The organism is Micromonospora rubida, assembly GCF_009908295.1.
In the GTDB taxonomy this organism is placed as follows: domain Bacteria; phylum Actinomycetota; class Actinomycetes; order Mycobacteriales; family Micromonosporaceae; genus Micromonospora; species Micromonospora rubida.
In genome coordinates this window covers 648,382-665,666 of sequence record NZ_JAAALO010000004.1, presented here as the reverse complement: position 1 = coordinate 665,666, position 17,285 = coordinate 648,382, and the positions used below count along the sequence as shown (strand labels likewise).

Below are 17,285 nucleotides of genomic sequence, written 5' to 3'. Positions count from 1 at the left end.
GCTGATCGCGGCATGTGAGTGCGTTCGATTGGCGAGCGGGCGTGCCTGCGGCTGACCAGAGCTTCGCTCAACCGGCCAGCCTCCGCCGACGTCTGGGGCCAGGCATCGCGGTGATCATCAGCCCGCCGACGGCGGCAGCCGCGCCGAGGTAGGCCAGCGGCCGGAAGAGCATGAATGTGTACCCAAGCCAGGCCGGTTCTGCCGGGGGGTACGAGGCAAAGTAGCTGGCGACCAACACTAGGACGCTCAACGCGGTAGCGGGGAAGAGGGCGAGCAGCCCCACGCTGGCCACGACCACCGTGAAGGCCCGCCGCATCGGAGTGCTCTCCTGGATCCGCCGGAACACCCACGCCGCCATCAACCAACCGGCGACAGCGCCGGCGAACAGTCCAGCCGTGGTCAATGGGAGTACGGCGGCGGGCATAGTACGGCTGACGGCTACTTGCAACCCATAGTGGGACTCGTCGAGGTAGCCCTCGGAGAAGACCTCAACCAGCCACCCATCCCGATAGACCGCTGACCCTGGGCAGCAACCGGACAGATCCATCCCGGCTGGACGCCAACCGGCCGCCCGCATCCGTTGCTGTGCCCCGTCGACCACCTGCCGTCCCGGCCTGTCGTTGGGGTAGGTGAACTGGAAGAAGACCTTCCCCGCCCGGTACTCGTCGGTTCCGCCTATCAGGTACACCCACCGCGGATCGGCGAGTTCGGGATTGTTGTCGAAGATGAAGTCCCACCGTTGCGGCTCCGCCGAGGTCCCCGGCGGTAACGCCGGCTCGACCATCCGCAGCGCGTCGGCGTTGCTCGGCAAGGGTTGCGCGGTCTGCCAGCCCAGATAGCCGCCGAGCGCGCCGAGGGCCACCGCCGCGACCGTGGCAGCGCAGATCGCACCGACTATTCCGGCCGCTCCCCAGACCCGGAATCGGAACCGGAGACCACCGGTCAGCAGGTCGACGACCTCGGCGCGCGTCGGCCAGGCGCGGTCGACTGGAGCGGCGTCCAGCAGTGTCGTCACGATCTCAGCTCCGCGTCGGCGGCGGTAGGACCGCGGGTAGGTCAGCAGCAATCGCCGGTAGCGGCGGGCGAGCCGCGCACGGGCGCTCGGTTCTGGCATCTGGACTCCTTGCCCGATACGTGAGCACTACTGATCAGAGGGATCAGGACGGAAGCAGCCCGGGCCGCGATGTCCATCCCGCGAGACGCGTGACAGCGACCTCAGCATTGCTGCGCAGCCGGGCAGCCTCCTGCCGCAGCACGGCACCACCCTGTTCGGTGAGCCGGTAGTAGCGCCGCACCCGACCATCGACCGCCTCCTCGCGGTCGATCGCGATCAGCCCTTCGGCGGTCAAACGGTCCAACGCCGCGTACAGCGTGCCGGCGCTCAGCTTCACCCGGCCCTCAGACAGCACTGCCACCTGGCGCATCACGCCGTACCCATGCAACGGCGGACCGGCCAACACGGCGAGGGTCAAGAAGGTGGGTTCCCGCATGGTCACACCGGGAATATACAGATGATCGATACAACCCACCAGATCTAGGCAGCCACAGCAAGCGACACGGCGCGGGCGATCGAACACGGACAGCGATCGAACGCACTAAATTAGACATGACCGAACATTTTGTCGGCGGCTAACCTGCCGCCCCTAGATCGCCGGCCGCTGTCGCACATCGCCTGGCGGAGTTGCGTCGCATATCAGCTGTCGGATCACATGGAGTTGAAGCGGAACTTAAAGCCCAGCGCACCTACCAGCGGCAACAGCCGCGGAGGTCTCGGTCTGTCATGGCTGGCCGCTGGTTCGCAACGTCTCACGGCGCTTTTTGCCCCTGCGTGCCCCAGATCGCCGGGCCATCTCCTGACGGCATTGAGCGAGGCTGGTTCATCTACCGTCAGCTGATGGAACTCGGGACCTTCGCCGGCTTCGGCCTACTGCTCTATACGGGCTTTGCCTGCCTCTTCCTCATCGCCGTCGTAGGGCTGCTCGCGGCCTGGTGGAAGCCCAGGGGCTGACGGGGCAGCGCCCAATCAACCACCAGCATCGGTCCGAGCGCGGGCGTGAGGCCAAGTTCCTCTTCGACCTCACGTGCGCACGCGGCTCGGGGTGACTCGCCGGGTTCGACGTAGCCGCCGGGGATTTCTCAGTGACAACGGCCACAGCTGCTGCATCCGATCGCAGAACACAGTCTTACCGTGAGTCCAGCCGACCCGTTCCATGATCACCATCGAGTGCATGTCCGGGAACTCCGCCAACAACGCCCTCCTCGGTCGCAGCTGACCACCACGGCCGGGATCAGGTCCGCCGTCGTCCGCCTTTTTCAACAGGCGCTCGCGACACCAGGGGCCTTCAACGTCGCACGCGTAAGGCGTTCGCTGACGATTCGCTGACCCTCGGATGACGCGCTGCGGGCGTCCGAGGAGAGCCGGAGGCCGCCCACAGGGGAGTCGCGCAGCCCACTGGATCGCAGTACTGGGGCATGGTTCAGCAGGGCTAGCAGGCGTGGGCCGTATGGAAAGATTCGGCCATGAACCACTTCGCTGCACCACTGGACGGCATGAGCACCTTGGTGATCGGAGGTGGAGGCGAAGGCATCGGGCGCTCGATCTCACGTGCCTTCGCTGCGGCCGGCGCAGCCGTCGCCGTCGCCGACGTCGATCGGGACCGGGCGCATGATGCCGTTCATGAGTTGACAGAGTCTGGCGCCCGCGCGGTTCCGCTCGTCGGTGACGTGCGCTCGCGCTCGGATCTGGACGGGTTCGTCACCCGCACCGTCGGCGAGTTCGGTCGGCTCGACACGCTGGTGACCGTCGTCGGAGGGCAGGTCGCGTTCGTACCAGCGGTGCGCCTGCACGAGATGGGCGACGACGACTGGGACCTGGCGTACGAGATGAACCTTCGTTATGTGGTGCGTGCGGCCCAGGCTGCCATCCGTACCTTCCTGTCCCAGGGCAGCGGCGGGTCCATCGTCAGCGTCGGGTCCGTCGCGGGCGTCATGGCCGCACCCATGCAGGCCGGCTACGGTGCTGCCAAAGCCGGGCTCGCCAGCCTCGCCAAGACCGTCGCTGCGGAGTACGCCGGTGACGGCATCCGCATGAACGTAGTGGCCTGCGGTGCCATCGCAACGGCCACGGCGAATTCCGCCCAGCGCGCCGCGAAGGTCCCTGAGATTCCGATGGGTCGAATCGGCGTCCCTGATGATGCCGCTGCGGCAGCCGTCTACCTGGCTTCTCCGCTTGCGTCCTACATGACCGGGCAGAGCCTTGTCGTCGATGGAGGAGTCACGGTACGCGGCCCATTCCCAACCTAACCATGAAGGCGCGGGCGGCGGGCCACGAGTAGGCGTCGGCGGCGCTGAGCCCGCAAACGCACACGCCCGAGGACTACGCCGACCGAGTCCGGCTGGCGTTCGCCGACGATTCGCTGACGTTCCGCCCGTCGCCCCGCTCGACGGACCCGGGGACATGGCTTCACCTGGGCCGGAAGAAGATCGAAAAGCTCTGGTCAATCCGTCGACGGCGCCATCAAGCACGAGCCATGGCCAGCCACTGCGCTCGACACGCCCTCACCGAACCGTGATCACAATCCCCGGCTGGAGTATTAGAAAGGTCGTCTGCATGGCTGACGCTGTCGTGATTCCCGGCGGTAGGTTCGGACCGGGTGCTCCCCTGCTGATGTATGCAGGCGATGTGGCGGAGCAGCGGGGCGCAACGGTGCATCGATACTCGTGGTCGCAGGAGTTTCCGAAGCCTGATGAGCCAGAAATCGAAAGCTGGGTTGGCGGCGAGATCGGTCCGCTGATCGACACCGTTGGCGGTCGCCCACTGCTGATCGGCAAGTCCCTCGGCACGAATGCGGCAACGATTGCCGCCAAAAGAAACCTGCCCGCCGTGTGGCTCACGCCCTTGCTCACCCTGCCATGGGTGGATGGTGCGCTGGGCCGTGCGACCGCGCCGTTCCTACTCGTTGGTGGCACTGCCGACAAAGTGTGGGACGGCGGCATCGCCCGTCGACTCTCACCCTATGTGCTTGAGGTGGAAGGAGCGGATCACGGCATGTATGTACCCGGTCCGCTTACCGAGTCGGTCGCAGTGCTCAGCCGAGTCGTGGCCGCCGTCGACGAGTTCCTCGACGCGATTGGCTGGCCGAGCTAGGCGCCTGTCCCGCGTGGCTGGTACCTGGAAGCGGATCCCCTCGCCGGGCACCACGAGGAAAGTTCCACTCCAAGATGAGGGTGGAGTGAAAGCCCTGGGCGTACCTAGCAGGCGGCACCCGCGATCGACGCTTGCTAGCACGCAGTCTTGGGCTGCCACGGTTGACGATGGCTGGTGATATCTCGTGTGTCTCCTGCGCCCACGACCGCCAGATTGTCTACACCGGTCGTCACTCAGTTTGTCACTCAGCACCCATCGCCTCAGGGGCCACGCAGGCTGAACGTTTCTCATAGGTCAACGCCAGACGCTGACCTGCCAACTGTTGGTGCAAAAATGTGGCGGCGCCACGCTGAAGGATATTTGCCATCAAAAGTCCGTGCGAGCATATGGCGAAAACCTACTACCTAGCGGGTCTCGCCTGGCCTCCCCCTTGGGTTTCACGCGGAGTTTCTGTGACTAGGCAAGGAACGTCAGGGTAGCGCTTGGATGATAAGATGCCAGGCGATTCGGCCACTTGCTGAGGTCCATCGCTTGAGTGGCAGTAGTAATATGCCGTGTTGGTACGCCCATACGGCTTGCTTCGGATTAACTGCCGGGGCAATGCTCGCATCCACAGTACTGCGGGTGACGTTTATTTTAGAGTCAGGCAAGGAGGCTGGTGACCGAGTCACTACCTGACGCTCTCTCTCCAATGTTGGAGCGTCTAGAAAAAAGAAGTTACACGACCTATCTGTGCCGACTAAATGCCTCTCGTCGCCTGAGCCACGCGAACATTGCATGGAATCTCGCTCTAGTTGCTTTGTCGACATCGACGGCAATTGCCTCTGTCGGGCTGCTAGCAAAGCGGGATATGTACGGTGTTGGCGGAGATGCCCTCATGGTTTCTTTATCCATACTTTCGTTGGTCGCTTCGCTTGTTGTTTCGGGTGCCGGCTATGGAACTAGGGCACGGGCAATGGAAGATAACTACAAGAGGATTCAGCAAATCTCTGTTGCGGCTGAAAACCTCAAGGAATATGCAGGGCCGGATCGGCAAGACAAAGGTGAAAAGTTGCAGTGGGAGTATGAGGTTGCAGTCGCCTCAACAGAGAACCACACCAGTCGCGACTTTCATAAAGTGCAATCGTCAAGCCGGGGTGGAACCAGAAGCAAGGCGAAGCGACTTCATGATCTCGCCGTTTCTGCGGCGTATTCGTCGGTGACCTTGCTCCCATACGCCAGCCTAGTGGTACCTATTCTGATACTGATACCATTTAGCACCTGGTTCTTCAATGGCATCTAGGCCGGCTTCTAGAGCCTAGAGGTCAGCGACCGCTCCATCTAACCTAGTGCGCGTCTATCAGGAACATGCGCTTGGAACGAGGGCTCGGGGGGTGATGGAGTAAGCCCTGATGCACTGAAGAGTGAGATCAAAGAAGTGACTTCCTTTATCTCTCGAAGAATGAGATCAGGGACATACCGATTCAGTGCCTACCGAGAGTTTCTCCAACTCAAAGGGGCGGGCCGGCCGCCACGTATGCTGTCGGTCCCAACTGCTCGCGATCGAATCGCACTTCGTGCCTTGGCGGATTGCCTTGGCGAACTATTTCCTCGGCCGATGAGTCCGGCCAGGACTTCCTGGGACAGGCCGCGCCGGTAGCGGTACCAGGCGACGCGCTCACCGATGGTCAGGGTGTTGGTCGTCCCACGCACCGCTTCACTGTCTCCCCTCGGCCGTCCGCGACCCCGGAAGGATTTTCCGGGTCACTGGGCAGTTTGTGCCACAACCTCTCCATGACGGGGCTGAACGTATCGACTGACTGCCAATCCTGCTCGGGCGCGGGCTGGAAGTACACCCTTGCCCGCACCGCCATCCGTGGGATGGGGCGGGGTCGGAGCGGACTCGTTCCCTGGCCCGGCGGTCCTGCCTGGACTGCGCGGGTTCCGGTCGTATGGCTCACCGGCTACTCCATCGAGCTGGCCACCGGTAGCGCGCTGGCGCGGCGGGAGGTCTTCATGCAGATCGCCGGCCTTCAGATCCAACGACGCAAGACCGACAGTGCGCCGCCTCGCAACGTGGCACCGATGATGAGGAGACGCGGTGTTTGACATCCGGATACAACTCGGCGCGGTGCTGAAGATCGATGCAACGGATCGTCTCCTGCCGTCGGACGGGCCGGTGACGTTGTGCGTGACCGGGGTCCGGCTGGTGGTCAACCGCCCCGCCGCATGATGAGTGGATCTGGCTCGAAGGTGTCCGGCTCAGTCGGTCCGGCCGCCGGGGTCCGCAGACGCAGATCCTGGTACACGCGAGCAAACTGCTCCCCGAAGGGTAGGCCCGGTGACCACGTACCTGTCCGGTGCGGCGAATGACCAGCTCCGGGCGGCGCAGGCGCACCGGTCAACGTGGTGCGGCGGGTGGCGGGCCACGAGAAGGCGTCGACGATGCTCGACCGGTACATGCACACGCCCGAGGACTACGCCGACCGGGTCCGGCTGACGTTCGCTGACGATTCGCTGACTTTCCGCCCGTCGCCTCGCCCGGTCGACCCGGGATAGATGGCTTCACCTGGGCCGGAAGAAGATCGGGAAAGGGACGACCCCCGTCGGGGGGAGACGGGGGTCGTCGGGCGGTTCGGCTCCGGGGGGGTTGAGCCGAACCGGCTCAGCGGTTACGGGGGGTGCAACCGCCGAGGGCCTGCTTCGCACGACACGTGAGTCCTCGTCGCAACCACAAGCATGCCTGAGCAGACCCGTATACGTCGAGTGGTGTTGACTCCACACAGTGCGAAATTGTGTTCGGAGAGTGTGACCGCCGTCACTGACGGGCAGGGGTCGTAGGGGTCGCCCCCAGGTCGGGCCGAAGTCCGTACCCCAGGGACCCGCCGACGATAGTCCATCGGGCTAGACTTTCGCGCCGTGGGCCGAAGTGCCGCTTTTTTCGATCTGGACAAGACCGTCATCGCCAAGTCGAGCGCCTTGGCGTTCGGTCGGCCGTTCTACCGGGATGGGCTGATCACCCGGCGGGACGTGGTCAAGTCGGCGTACGCGCAGCTGATGTTCCGGCTGGGCGGCACCGACGAGCAGACCATGGCCAAGACCCGGGACTACCTCGCCGCGCTCTGCAAGGGCTGGCAGGTGGAACAGGTCCGCCAGATCGTCGCGGAGACACTGCACGAGCTGATCAACCCCTACGTGTACGCCGAGGCGGCGGCCCTCATCGAGGAGCACCAGGCCGCCGGCCGGGACGTCGTGCTGGTCTCCGCCTCTGGCGAGGAGATGGTCCGGCCGATAGGCGAGCTGCTCGGGGTGACCGACGTGATCGCCACCCGGATGACGGTGGCGGACGGCCGCTACAGCGGTGAGGTGGAGTTCTACGCCGCCGGGCCGAGCAAGGTCGAGGCGGTCAGCGAGCTGGCCGTGCAGCGCGACTACGACCTCGCCGACTCGTACGCGTACTCGGACTCGATGAGCGACCGGCCGCTGCTGGAGTGCGTGGGCCACCCGAGCGTGGTCAACCCGGACCGGGCACTACGCAAGCTGGCCAGCGAGAACGCCTGGCCGGTGCTGGAGTTCCGGCACCCGATCCCGCTGGGCCGCCGACTGCGGGACCGTCCCGCCGTCCCGGTCGCCGCAGCGGCCCTCGGCGTCGGCGTCGGGGTGGCCATCGGCATCGCCTGGTACGGCCGGCACCGCCGCACCCGCACCGCCCCGGTCGCCTGACCGACGCCCGAAGTCACCCACCGACCGGCGTCGACCGCGCCCGACCGCCTCTCCGAGCACCCCGCCGCCTGACTCCGTCAGGACGCGATGCCTCGCCCCGGAGCGACCCCACCCGGGACCCCCCGTCCCGGAGTGCCCCGCCAAGGGGCGGCCCTGTCCCCGGCACGGCCCGAAAGCCAGGCACGGCCCGAAAGCCAGGCACGGCCCGCCACCGGCCGGCCTGCCCGGGAGCGGCTGCGCGCCCCGGCACCCTCCCAGGTTCCGGCGACCGACCCGCAACCGCCGCGCGAAACCCCTATTGAGCGATCGCTCAAGTCCACCTATGCTCCGTTTGAGCGATCGCTCAAAATCGGGGAGGGTGTCATGTCGGAGCAGGGCGAAAGGCCACCGCGGCGGACCGCCGCCAACTGGGTGCTGGCCGGGCTGATCGCGGCCTTCGGGCTGGTGGTCTACATCGTCACGATCCGCGCGGGGCGGGGCGACAGCGCCCTGCTGTTCGTGGCCCTCCCGGTGATCCTCGCGGCGGCCCTGGCCCTCACCCCCGGCCGGACGACGCACGGCCGGGTCTTCGTGGTCACCACGGTCGCGCTGCTGCTGGCGGCGGTGGCGCTGCACGAGGGGGCGGTCTGCGTCATCCTGGCCGCCCCGTTGGTGTACGCGGTGGCGCACGGCACCACCGCGCTGATCCGCGCGCTGCGGGACGCCTCGCGGACGTACGCGGTCCTCGCCGTGCCGCTGCTGCTCCTGCCCGGCCTTGAGGGCAGCGGGATCGCGCCACGGCTGGACCCGGAGCAGTCGGTCGAGGTGGTCCGGGTGGTGGCGCTGCCCGTCGACCAGGTCGCCGAGCGGCTCGCGGCCGGCCCCCGGCCCGTCCCGGTCCGGTCGATTCCGTTGCGGCTGCTGGGGGCGCCCACACCCACCGAGGTCAGCGGCGACGGCCTGGCCGTGGGCGACCGCTGGATGTTCGGCTACCACGGCAGCGCGCACGGGCCGGGCGGTCACCTGCTCGCCGAGGTCGAGACCGCCCAGCCGCAGCAGGTCACCTTCCGCTTCGTCGAGGACACCTCGATCACCGCCCGCTGGGTCACCTGGCGGCGTGCCGACCTGCGCTGGCGGTCCGTCGACGCCGAGCACACCGAGGTCCGGATCAGCGTGGACTACCGGCGCGGCCTCGACCCGTCCTGGTACTTCGGCCCGGTGCAGCACGTCCTGCTCGGCGAGGGGGTCGGGCACCTGCTGGACATGACGGTCCGGCGATGACGGTCGCCCGCCACCTGAGCCTGGCGGTGCCCCTGCTGGCCGTGCTCGCCGCCGCCCGGTCGGAGCGGGGCAGGGACGCCCGGGCAGCGGCGCTGCTGGCCTTCGTTGCCAGCGCCGTCGGCATCGCGGCGCTCGACGAGGCGGCCCGGCGCACCGGCTGGTACGCCTTCGCCCCGGTGCGGGGCGCGTACCGGGGGCTGCCGGTGGACCTGTGGATCGGCTGGGCCGCCCTGTGGGGCCCGTTGCCGGTGCTGCTGCGCAGGGTCCTTCCGCTGCCGCTGGCGCTGGGCCTGCTGCTCTGGTTCGACGCCGTGGCGATGCCCGCCCTGCACCCACTGGTCCGCCTCGGTCCACACTGGCTCGTCGGGGAGGCTGTCGGGCTGCTCGCCGTGGCTCTGCCCGCCCAACTGCTCGGCCGGTGGTGCGCGGACCGCCGGCACCTGGCCGCCCGGGCGCTGCTGCAGGTCGGTCTCTTCGCCGCCCTGCTGCTGTGGTTCGTGCCGACGTTGGCCTTCGAGCTGGGGGACGGCTCCTGGGCCGGGCTCACCGGGCTGCCCGCGTCCCGGCTGCTGCTCGTCGGGCAGGTCGCCCTGCTGGTGGCGACGCCGGCGCTCGCCGCCGTGCGGGAGTTCGCGGTCCGGGGCGGCGGCACCCCGTACCCGTGGGATCCGCCCCGGCGGCTGGTCACCACCGGTCCGTACGCCTACCTCGCCAACCCGATGCAGCTCGGCGCGGTGGCCCTGGTGCTGCTGACCGCCGCGGTGACCGGGAGCCTGGCGTTGGCCGGCGCGGGCGCGGTGGCGGTCGCCTTCGCTGCGGCGGTGGCCGGGCCGCACGAGGAGCACGACCTCGCTGGGCGGTACCCGCAGGGCTGGCGGGACTACCGGCGGCGGGTCCGGAACTGGTGGCCGCGCTGGCGGCCGTACGCATCGGGGCCGCCCGCGGTCCTCTGGCTCGACGACGACTGCGGGCCGTGCGCGGCGGTGTGGCGCTTCGTCGCCCGCCGTCGCCCGGTGGGCCTCGTCCTCCGGCCCGCCTCGGCGTACGACGGGGTGCTGCGGCGGGCGGAGTACGCGGGCGATGACGGCCACCGGGAACGGGGGGTGGCCGCGGTCGCCCGCGCGCTCGAACACGTCCACCTCGGCTGGGCGCTGGTCGGCTGGACGCTGCGGCTGCCCGGGGTCGCCTGGCTCGCGCAGTTGGTGACCGATGCGATGATCGCACCGCCGCGTCCGGCCAGCGACCGGCGAGCCGGCACACGAGGAGAGGGATGTCCGACACCAAGCAGCGCCTCCTGGACGGTGCCATCGCCGCGATCCGCCAGCACGGCATCGCCGGGGTCTCGGCCCGTACCATCGCCGCCGCCGCCGGGGTGAACCAGGCGCTGGTGTTCTACCACTACGGCAGCATGGACGAACTGCTCGCGGCGGCCTGCCGGGCCAGCACGGCCGAGCGGGTCGAACACTGGTCGGCGCGGCTGGCCGGGGTCGGCTCGCTGCGTGAACTGCTCGCCGTCGGCCGTGCCCTGCACGAGCAGGAGCGGGAACTGGGCAACGTTTCCTTCCTGGCCCAGATGCTCGCCGGGGCGCAGGCCGACGAGCGGCTGGCCGCCCCGACGGCCGGCGCGCTCCAGCTCTGGGTGGACGAGATCGAGGGCGTCCTGGGTCGCCTGCTCGCCGGCTCCCCGTTCGCGGAGATCGCGGACGTGGCCGGCCTGGCCCGGGCCGTGTCGGCCGCGTTCATCGGGCTGGAGCTCTACGACGGGGTGGACCGGGCTGCGGCCGAGCAGGCGATGTCCGCGCTCGACCAGCTCGCGATGCTCATCGAGATCGTGGACGACCTGGGGCCGATCGCCCGGCGGGCCCTCCAGGCCAAGGTCAACCGGGCGGTCCGGCGCGACTGAGCCACGGCCCGGGAGACGGAACCCACCACGGGCGGCCCGGACGTCGACAGGGCTGGCCCAAATGACGGGTCGAAGCGGCGGCCCCGGCGGCGGGATCCAGCGACGGGTCAGAGCGGCGGGATCCAGCGGCGGGTCAGGCGGCGGCGAGGATCTCGTCGCCGACGGTGGTGAGCTGGTCGGCGCCGACCTCGACCGCCGCCAGGTAGTGCCGCAGCCAGGAGCGCAGCCCGTCCGGGGTGCCGGTGGCGAAGGCGCCGGCCGCGCCGACGTACTCCGGCTCGCGCTCGCGGTGGCCGACGTCGGTGCCGACCAGCCCGCGCGGGTCGAGGCCGGTGGACATCAGCACGAGCCGGGCGGCGCCCCGGGCCACCACCCCGGACGGCCCGGCGAACGGGCGCAGGTTGAGCAGCTCGCCGTGCACCACGGCGGCGAGCACCAGTGGGGGCACGGTGGTGCCGCCGGCGACCAGCCCGGCCAGGGCGTCCAGCCGGGCGCCGACCACCGGGTCGGCCACCGGCCGCCCCAGCTCGTCGGCGGGTACGACGTCCCGGGCGGCGAGCACGTGCAGCCGGGCGAGGACCTGTCGGGGCGCCCTCGGCCAGTTCTCGGTCAGCCCGGGCAGCGCCCCGGCCACCCGCAGCGCGCCCTGGAGCACCGGGTCGGTGACCGTACCGGCGCGGACCGCCTCGCGGTCGCGGGCGGCCCCCTCCAGGGCGGCGCTGGCCACGGCGCAGCGGAGGCTCACCTCGGCCGCGACCTGGCCGCCGTGCCGGCGCAGCGCGCGGTGTCGCAGCGCCTGGTCGACCCGGTCGCGGGCCCGCTCGACGGCGGGGGCGATGTCGGCGAGCGCGAGCAGCGGGGCGAGCGGGTCGGTGGTCACCCCGTCACGCTAGCGACCCGCCCGGGCGCCCGGCCCGCGCCCGCCCGACAACGCGACACCCGACACCCCGACCCCGCGCCGCCGTCCACCTCGCCCCGACACCCCGGTCCCGCCCCGCCGCCCACCTCGCCCCTACAGCTCGGCGCGCGGCGGGGGCCGCTCGGCGCGGGTGTGCTCCGGGAGCTGTCGCGGGCGTCGATCGCCCCGGCTAACCTCTGCGGGGGTATGGGACGCAGGTCACTGATGCGACGAGGGAGTCACGGCATGAGCGAGGCACTGGCCAATCTGCTGAACGAGACCCGGCAGTTCCCGCCCCCGGCTGAACTCGCCGCGAACGCCAACGTGACCGTCGACGCGTACGCCGAGGCCGCCGGGGACCGGCTCGCCTTCTGGGCGGAGCAGGCCGGGCGGCTGGCCTGGGCGAAGCAGTGGGACCAGGTGCTCGACTGGTCGAACCCGCCGTTCGCGAAGTGGTTCGTCGGCGGCCGGCTCAACGTGGCGTACAACTGCCTGGACCGGCATGTGGAGGCGGGCCTGGGCGACCGGGTGGCCATCCACTGGGAGGGCGAGCCGGGCGACACGCGCACCATCACGTACGCCGACCTGCACCGGATGACCTGCCAGGCGGCCAACGCGCTGACCGAGCTGGGCGTGACCGCCGGCGACCGGGTGGCGATCTACCTGCCGATGGTCCCGGAGGCGGCGGTGGCGATGCTGGCCTGCGCCCGGATCGGCGCCACCCACAGCGTGGTCTTCGGCGGCTTCTCCGCCGACGCGCTGACCAACCGGATCCAGGACGCCACCGCCAAGGTGGTGATCACCGCCGACGGCGGCTACCGCCGGGGCAAGCCGTCGGCGCTGAAGCCGACGGTGGACGAGGCGGTCGCGAACTGCCCGTCGGTGGAGCACGTGCTGGTGGTCCGCCGCACCGGCGAGGAGGTCGCCTGGACGGCCAAGGACCTGTGGTGGCACCAGACGGTGGAGCAGGCGTCGACCGAGCACGCCGCGGAGCCGTTCGACGCCGAGCACCCGCTGTTCATCCTCTACACCAGCGGCACCACGGCCCGGCCGAAGGGCATCCTGCACACCACGGGCGGGTACCTGACCCAGGTGTCGTACACGGCGCACGCGGTGTTCGACCTGAAGCCGGAGACGGACGTCTACTGGTGCACCGCCGACATCGGCTGGGTAACCGGCCACTCCTACATCGTGTACGGCCCGCTGGCCAACGGCGCCACCCAGGTCATGTACGAGGGCACCCCGGACACCCCGCACAAGGGCCGGTTCTGGGAGATCGTCGACAAGTACCAGGTCAGCATCCTCTACACCGCCCCGACGCTGATCCGGACGATGATGAAGTGGGGCGATGACATCCCCGCCGGCTTCGACCTGTCCTCGCTGCGGCTGCTGGGCAGCGTCGGCGAGCCGATCAACCCCGAGGCGTGGATGTGGTACCGGCAGCACGTCGGCGGGGGCGAGCTGCCGGTCGTGGACACCTGGTGGCAGACCGAGACCGGCGCGATCATGATCTCTCCGCTGCCCGGCGTCACCGAGACCAAGCCTGGCTCGGCGATGACCCCGCTGCCCGGCATCGTGGCCGACGTGGTGGACGACCAGGGCCAGTCGGTGCCGAACGGCGGCGGCGGGTACCTGGTGCTGCGCGAGCCGTGGCCGTCGATGCTGCGCACCATCTGGGGCGACGACAACCGGTTCGTCGAGACGTACTGGTCCCGGTTCGAGGGCATGTACTTCGCCGGGGACGGGGCGAAGAAGGACGACGACGGGCACATCTGGCTGCTGGGCCGGGTGGACGACGTGATGCTGGTGTCGGGCCACAACATCTCCACCACCGAGGTCGAGTCGGCGCTGGTGTCGCACCCGTCGGTGGCGGAGGCGGCCGTGGTGGGCGCGACCGACCCGACCACCGGCCAGGCGATCGTGGCGTTCGCCATCCCGCGCGGCACCACCGACACGGCCGGCGAGGCGGGCGAGAAGCTCATCGCCGAGCTGCGCAACCACGTGGCGAAGACCCTCGGCCCGATCGCGAAGCCGCGGCAGATCCTGCTGGTGGCGGAGCTGCCGAAGACCCGCTCCGGCAAGATCATGCGCCGGCTGCTGCGGGACGTGGCGGAGAACCGGTCGCTGGGCGACGTGACCACCCTCCAGGACTCCTCGGTGATGGAGCTGATCTCCTCGGGGATGGGCGGCGGCAAGTCCGACGAGGACTAACGGCAGGCGTACCCCCTCGGTGGGTGGCGGTCCGCGCGGACCGTCACCCACCGCTGTTTTTCCGGGGTACGTCGACAGCACGCCACCCAACCGTCCCGCTCAGACGGTCGGCGGAGGGCCTACCGGCCTGAACGGACACAGGGATGGACACCCCCCTGTCGGAAGACTCCGTTCTCCTCTAGGTTCAGCCGCACCGGTCGATTCGACCCATGTCACTGTGCGTCGAACCGGCCGGTGTCCTTCCCCACGCCCCGAGAACGGAGCGGTATGCACATCAATCCGCGCACCGGGTCACGCCGACGACTACTCGTCGCGCTGCCCGCCATCGCCCTCGCGGCCACGGCACTGACCGTGACCGGAACCGCGTCGGCCGAGACGTCCCGCCCAGCCCCAGCCACGATCGGGGCGGACGAGTACTACATCAACTACGCCGAGCCCGAGGTGCAGCCGGCCACCAGCGGCAAGGAGGTCAAGGGCGCCGACGGGGTCTACACCCCCGCGGCGAACGAGTCCCGGGCGTACGACCGCAAGTTCGCCGCCGGCAACCCGACGACCGCGAAGCAGCTGGCGAAGCTGGAGGCCAAGTCGGTCCAGACCGGCAAGAGCCCCCGGAAGATCAAGCAGGCCCCGAGCACCCAGACCGCCAAGCTGCTCACCCTGCTGGTCGAGTTCAACGACCAGGCCAACGACGACTTCACCGGCGTGATGGTCCCGAAGACGGTGTTCGAGGACCGGACCTGCGTCCCCGGCACCGTGCAGAACGGGCCGAAGCACAACAACATCCCGAACCCGGCGAACCTGCCGCACGAGGACAACAACTCGATGTGGGTGCCGGACTTCTCCCCGACCCACTACGACAAGATGCTCTACACGAAGAGGGGCATCACCGAGCGGGTCCGCCCGGACCTGACCGGGCCGGACGGCAGGCCGGGCGTCAACCTCGCCGGCCGCACCATGCACAACATGTACCTCGAGATGTCCAAGAACGCGTACACGGTTGACGGGCAGGCCAGCCCGTGGATCACCGTGCCGCACTCGGAGGGCTGGTACGCCGCCTCCCGCTGCTTCCAGGACGCGAACGGCAACTGGGTCGCCGGCCGCGAGCAGGCGATGAACGGCCACCCGGACAACCCGGCCGGGGCGGGCCGGCTCGCCACGGACGCCATCGACGCCCTCGCCGCGATGGACCCGAGCTTCCCCTGGGCCGACTACGACATCGAGGACCAGGCCGACCGGGACGGCGACGGCAACCTGCTCGAGCCGGACGGCGTGATCGACCACCTGGTGCTGGTGCACGCCGGCCAGGGCAAGTCCCGTGGCGGCGGCGCCGAGGGCACCTACGCGGTCTGGGCGCACTCGTCCACCGTCCCCGGCGGCTACACGATCCCCGGCACGAACCTCAAGGCCGCGAACTACATCGTGCAGCCGGAGGACGCCGGGGTCGGCGTCTTCGCCCACGAGTTCGGCCACGACCTGGGCCTGCCGGACCTGTACGACACCTCCGGCAACGCCGACTCCGACGTGGACTTCTGGGACCTGATGGCCTCCGGGTCGCACAGCGGCGAGATCTTCCAGGCGCTGCCCACCCACATGGGCATCTGGGACAAGTGGGTGCTCGGCTGGGCCGAGCCGGAGACCATCGCCCCCGGCTCCGCGCCGCGCGTCGTCCGGGTCGGGCAGACCTCACGTACCCCGGTCGGCACGGCGGACGGCATCAAGGTCGACCTGCCGGACAAGGTGATCACCCTCGCCACGCCGCACAGCGGCACGAAGATGTGGCACAGCGGGGCCGACCAGAACTGGGCCGACGTCAAGCTGTCCCGCACCGTGAGCGTGCCCTCGGCGGCCGACTCGAAGTTCTGGATGTGGAACAACTACGTCATCGAGGAGGACTGGGACTACGGCTTCGTCGAGCTGTCCACCGACGGCGGGGCGACCTGGACTGAGCAGAAGGTCTACGACGCCGCCGGCGCGCTGGTCACCACCGATGACAACTACGCCGACCCGAACGGCCGGATGGCCGACTTCGGCAACAAGAAGTACGGCCTGACCGGTTCCACCGGCGGCTGGCGGCACGACTACGTCGACCTGTCGGCGTACGCGGGCCAGACCGTGCAGCTCCGGCTGCGCCAGGCCACCGACGAGGCGTTCGTGGAGCGCGGCTGGTTCGCCGACGACTTCTCGGTCACCGGCGGCGGGGCCACCACCTGGAGCGACGACGTCGAGGGCGGCGCGAACGGCTGGACCGCCACCGGCGGCACGTTCACCGACACCACCGGCGCGGGCTGGAACGTCAACACGGGCACCGAGCGGCGGGCGCACTTCTACCTGGCCGAGTGGCGCAACTTCGACGGCTTCGACAAGGGCCTGAAGTACACGTACGACACGGTGTACTCGCACGAGGCGTGGAAGGTCGACCGGATCTCCTACAACGCCCCGGGCATGCTGGTCTGGTACCGGGACACCGCGCTCGGCGACGTCAACCACGTGACCGGGCAGATGACCGCCCTGCCGAGCTACGGCGCGAAGGGTGGTCTGCTGATCGTCGACTCGCACTTCGACCCGTACCGGCGGCAGGGCACGGCGGCCGAGAAGGACCCGTCGGTGCTGGACAACCTGCCCAGCCGGCCCCAGTCGGCGAACGCGGCGTTCGGCTTGAAGAAGACGAAGCCGTTCACCGAGTGCCTTGAGGCGGCGGGCGAGCCGTACAGCGAGTACTGCACGAGCTTCCCCGCGCAGCCGGCGGTGTCGGGCTTCACCGACGCCAAGGGCTGGTACCCGGGCATCGAGATGCGCGACGGGTCGCCGTACGCCCGGGACAACGACGCCTCCGTGGTGCTGCCGTCTCGGGGCAACGCGCCGTACACCACCCGGGTGGTCAACCCGGACGGTTCGCCGGCCCGGTCGTTCTACGGCGTCGTGCTGGGCGGCGGGGCGATCGTGCTGGGCAACGGCAACCCCGCCAGCCAGAACGTGAACTTCGGCGTCACGCTCACGGTCAAGCAGGCGACGTCGGACAACTCGGTGGCCTCGGTGCGGGTCACCTCGGCGCGGCCCTGACCCTTCAGGCGCGTCTGAACATCGGGCGGGGCCCGTCCGGAGCACATCGCTCCGGGCGGGCCCCGCCTGCGTCGCAGGTCCGGGTGGTTCCAGGCGGGCGGCGT

At 69.4% G+C, this 17,285-nt stretch carries 14 protein-coding genes and 1 pseudogene; 11 read left to right on the top strand and 4 right to left on the bottom strand.

Annotation, left to right across the window (positions count from 1 at the left end):
• Positions 1–67: 67 nt before the first annotated feature.
• The 3 genes and pseudogenes from GVV04_RS17550 to GVV04_RS34400 form a co-directional block, all read right to left on the bottom strand.
• Positions 68–1,114, bottom strand: a complete 1,047-nt coding sequence (locus GVV04_RS17550; RefSeq protein ID WP_161689091.1) for a hypothetical protein — start codon at positions 1,112–1,114, stop codon at positions 68–70.
• Between the two features lie 43 nt (positions 1,115–1,157).
• Positions 1,158–1,490, bottom strand: a complete 333-nt coding sequence (locus GVV04_RS17545; protein ID WP_161689441.1) for a PadR family transcriptional regulator — start codon at positions 1,488–1,490, stop codon at positions 1,158–1,160.
• 589 nt (positions 1,491–2,079) lie between these two features.
• Positions 2,080–2,133, bottom strand: a pseudogene (locus tag GVV04_RS34400) (NUDIX hydrolase); the annotation flags it as partial.
• Between the two features lie 417 nt (positions 2,134–2,550).
• Here GVV04_RS34400 and GVV04_RS17530 point away from each other — a divergent pair.
• The 9 genes from GVV04_RS17530 (at position 2,551) to GVV04_RS17485 (ending at position 11,012) form a co-directional block, all read left to right on the top strand.
• Positions 2,551–3,303 (top strand): SDR family NAD(P)-dependent oxidoreductase, encoded by a 753-nt coding sequence (locus GVV04_RS17530; RefSeq protein ID WP_161689439.1) that lies wholly within the window; start codon positions 2,551–2,553, stop codon positions 3,301–3,303.
• A 307-nt stretch (positions 3,304–3,610) separates the two neighbouring features.
• A complete protein-coding gene (locus GVV04_RS17525; protein ID WP_161689090.1) occupies positions 3,611–4,147 on the top strand; it encodes an alpha/beta fold hydrolase in 537 nt (178 codons plus the stop codon).
• Between the two features lie 658 nt (positions 4,148–4,805).
• Positions 4,806–5,429, top strand: a complete 624-nt coding sequence (locus GVV04_RS17520) for an SLATT domain-containing protein (protein WP_161689089.1) — start codon at positions 4,806–4,808, stop codon at positions 5,427–5,429.
• A gap of 798 nt (positions 5,430–6,227) precedes the next feature.
• Positions 6,228–6,359, top strand: a complete 132-nt coding sequence (locus GVV04_RS33985) for a hypothetical protein (protein WP_268926284.1) — start codon at positions 6,228–6,230, stop codon at positions 6,357–6,359.
• 185 nt (positions 6,360–6,544) lie between these two features.
• Entirely contained in the window at positions 6,545–6,685 is a 141-nt protein-coding gene (locus tag GVV04_RS33195) for a hypothetical protein (protein ID WP_235966249.1), read from the top strand.
• Between the two features lie 360 nt (positions 6,686–7,045).
• Positions 7,046–7,849, top strand: coding sequence for an HAD family hydrolase (locus tag GVV04_RS17500; protein ID WP_161689087.1), 804 nt, complete (start codon positions 7,046–7,048; stop codon positions 7,847–7,849).
• Positions 7,850–8,212: 363 nt separating this feature from the next.
• Entirely contained in the window at positions 8,213–9,109 is an 897-nt protein-coding gene (locus GVV04_RS17495) for a hypothetical protein (protein ID WP_161689086.1), read from the top strand.
• Complete coding sequence (locus tag GVV04_RS17490; protein ID WP_161689085.1) at positions 9,106–10,485, top strand: methyltransferase; 1,380 nt, start codon at positions 9,106–9,108, stop codon at positions 10,483–10,485. Before GVV04_RS17495 ends, GVV04_RS17490 begins: the two co-directional genes overlap by 4 nt.
• Positions 10,380–11,012 carry a TetR/AcrR family transcriptional regulator gene (locus GVV04_RS17485; RefSeq protein WP_161689084.1) on the top strand — a complete coding sequence of 211 codons (633 nt, stop codon included), beginning with the start codon at positions 10,380–10,382 and terminating at the stop codon, positions 11,010–11,012. The genes GVV04_RS17490 and GVV04_RS17485 overlap by 106 nt, the downstream gene beginning before the upstream one ends.
• A 133-nt stretch (positions 11,013–11,145) precedes the next feature.
• Here the strand turns inward: GVV04_RS17485 and GVV04_RS17480 are convergent, their stop codons facing one another.
• Complete coding sequence (locus tag GVV04_RS17480; RefSeq protein ID WP_161689083.1) at positions 11,146–11,892, bottom strand: Fic family protein; 747 nt, start codon at positions 11,890–11,892, stop codon at positions 11,146–11,148.
• A 264-nt stretch (positions 11,893–12,156) separates the two neighbouring features.
• Between GVV04_RS17480 and acs the strand changes: the two genes are divergently transcribed.
• Together acs and GVV04_RS17470 are read left to right on the top strand one after the other, a co-directional pair.
• Positions 12,157–14,121, top strand: coding sequence for an acetate--CoA ligase (gene acs, locus GVV04_RS17475; protein WP_161689082.1), 1,965 nt, complete (start codon positions 12,157–12,159; stop codon positions 14,119–14,121).
• A gap of 267 nt (positions 14,122–14,388) precedes the next feature.
• Complete coding sequence (locus GVV04_RS17470) at positions 14,389–17,181, top strand: immune inhibitor A domain-containing protein (RefSeq protein WP_161689081.1); 2,793 nt, start codon at positions 14,389–14,391, stop codon at positions 17,179–17,181.
• Positions 17,182–17,285: the final 104 nt, after the last annotated feature.

Bases quoted from the DNA above. Each gene is read 5' to 3' on its own strand.
- GVV04_RS17525 (WP_161689090.1), top strand. From the start codon at position 3,611: ATGGCTGACGCTGTCGTGATTCCCGGCGGTAGGTTCGGACCGGGTGCT.
- GVV04_RS17490 (WP_161689085.1), top strand. From the start codon at position 9,106: ATGACGGTCGCCCGCCACCTGAGCCTGGCGGTGCCCCTGCTGGCCGTG.
- GVV04_RS17530 (WP_161689439.1), top strand. From the start codon at position 2,551: ATGAGCACCTTGGTGATCGGAGGTGGAGGCGAAGGCATCGGGCGCTCG.
- GVV04_RS17495 (WP_161689086.1), top strand. From the start codon at position 8,213: ATGTCGGAGCAGGGCGAAAGGCCACCGCGGCGGACCGCCGCCAACTGG.
- GVV04_RS17550 (WP_161689091.1), bottom strand. From the start codon at position 1,114: ATGCCAGAACCGAGCGCCCGTGCGCGGCTCGCCCGCCGCTACCGGCGA.
- GVV04_RS17485 (WP_161689084.1), top strand. From the start codon at position 10,380: ATGTCCGACACCAAGCAGCGCCTCCTGGACGGTGCCATCGCCGCGATC.
- GVV04_RS17470 (WP_161689081.1), top strand. From the start codon at position 14,389: ATGCACATCAATCCGCGCACCGGGTCACGCCGACGACTACTCGTCGCG.
- GVV04_RS17545 (WP_161689441.1), bottom strand. From the start codon at position 1,490: ATGCGGGAACCCACCTTCTTGACCCTCGCCGTGTTGGCCGGTCCGCCG.
- acs (WP_161689082.1), top strand. From the start codon at position 12,157: ATGAGCGAGGCACTGGCCAATCTGCTGAACGAGACCCGGCAGTTCCCG.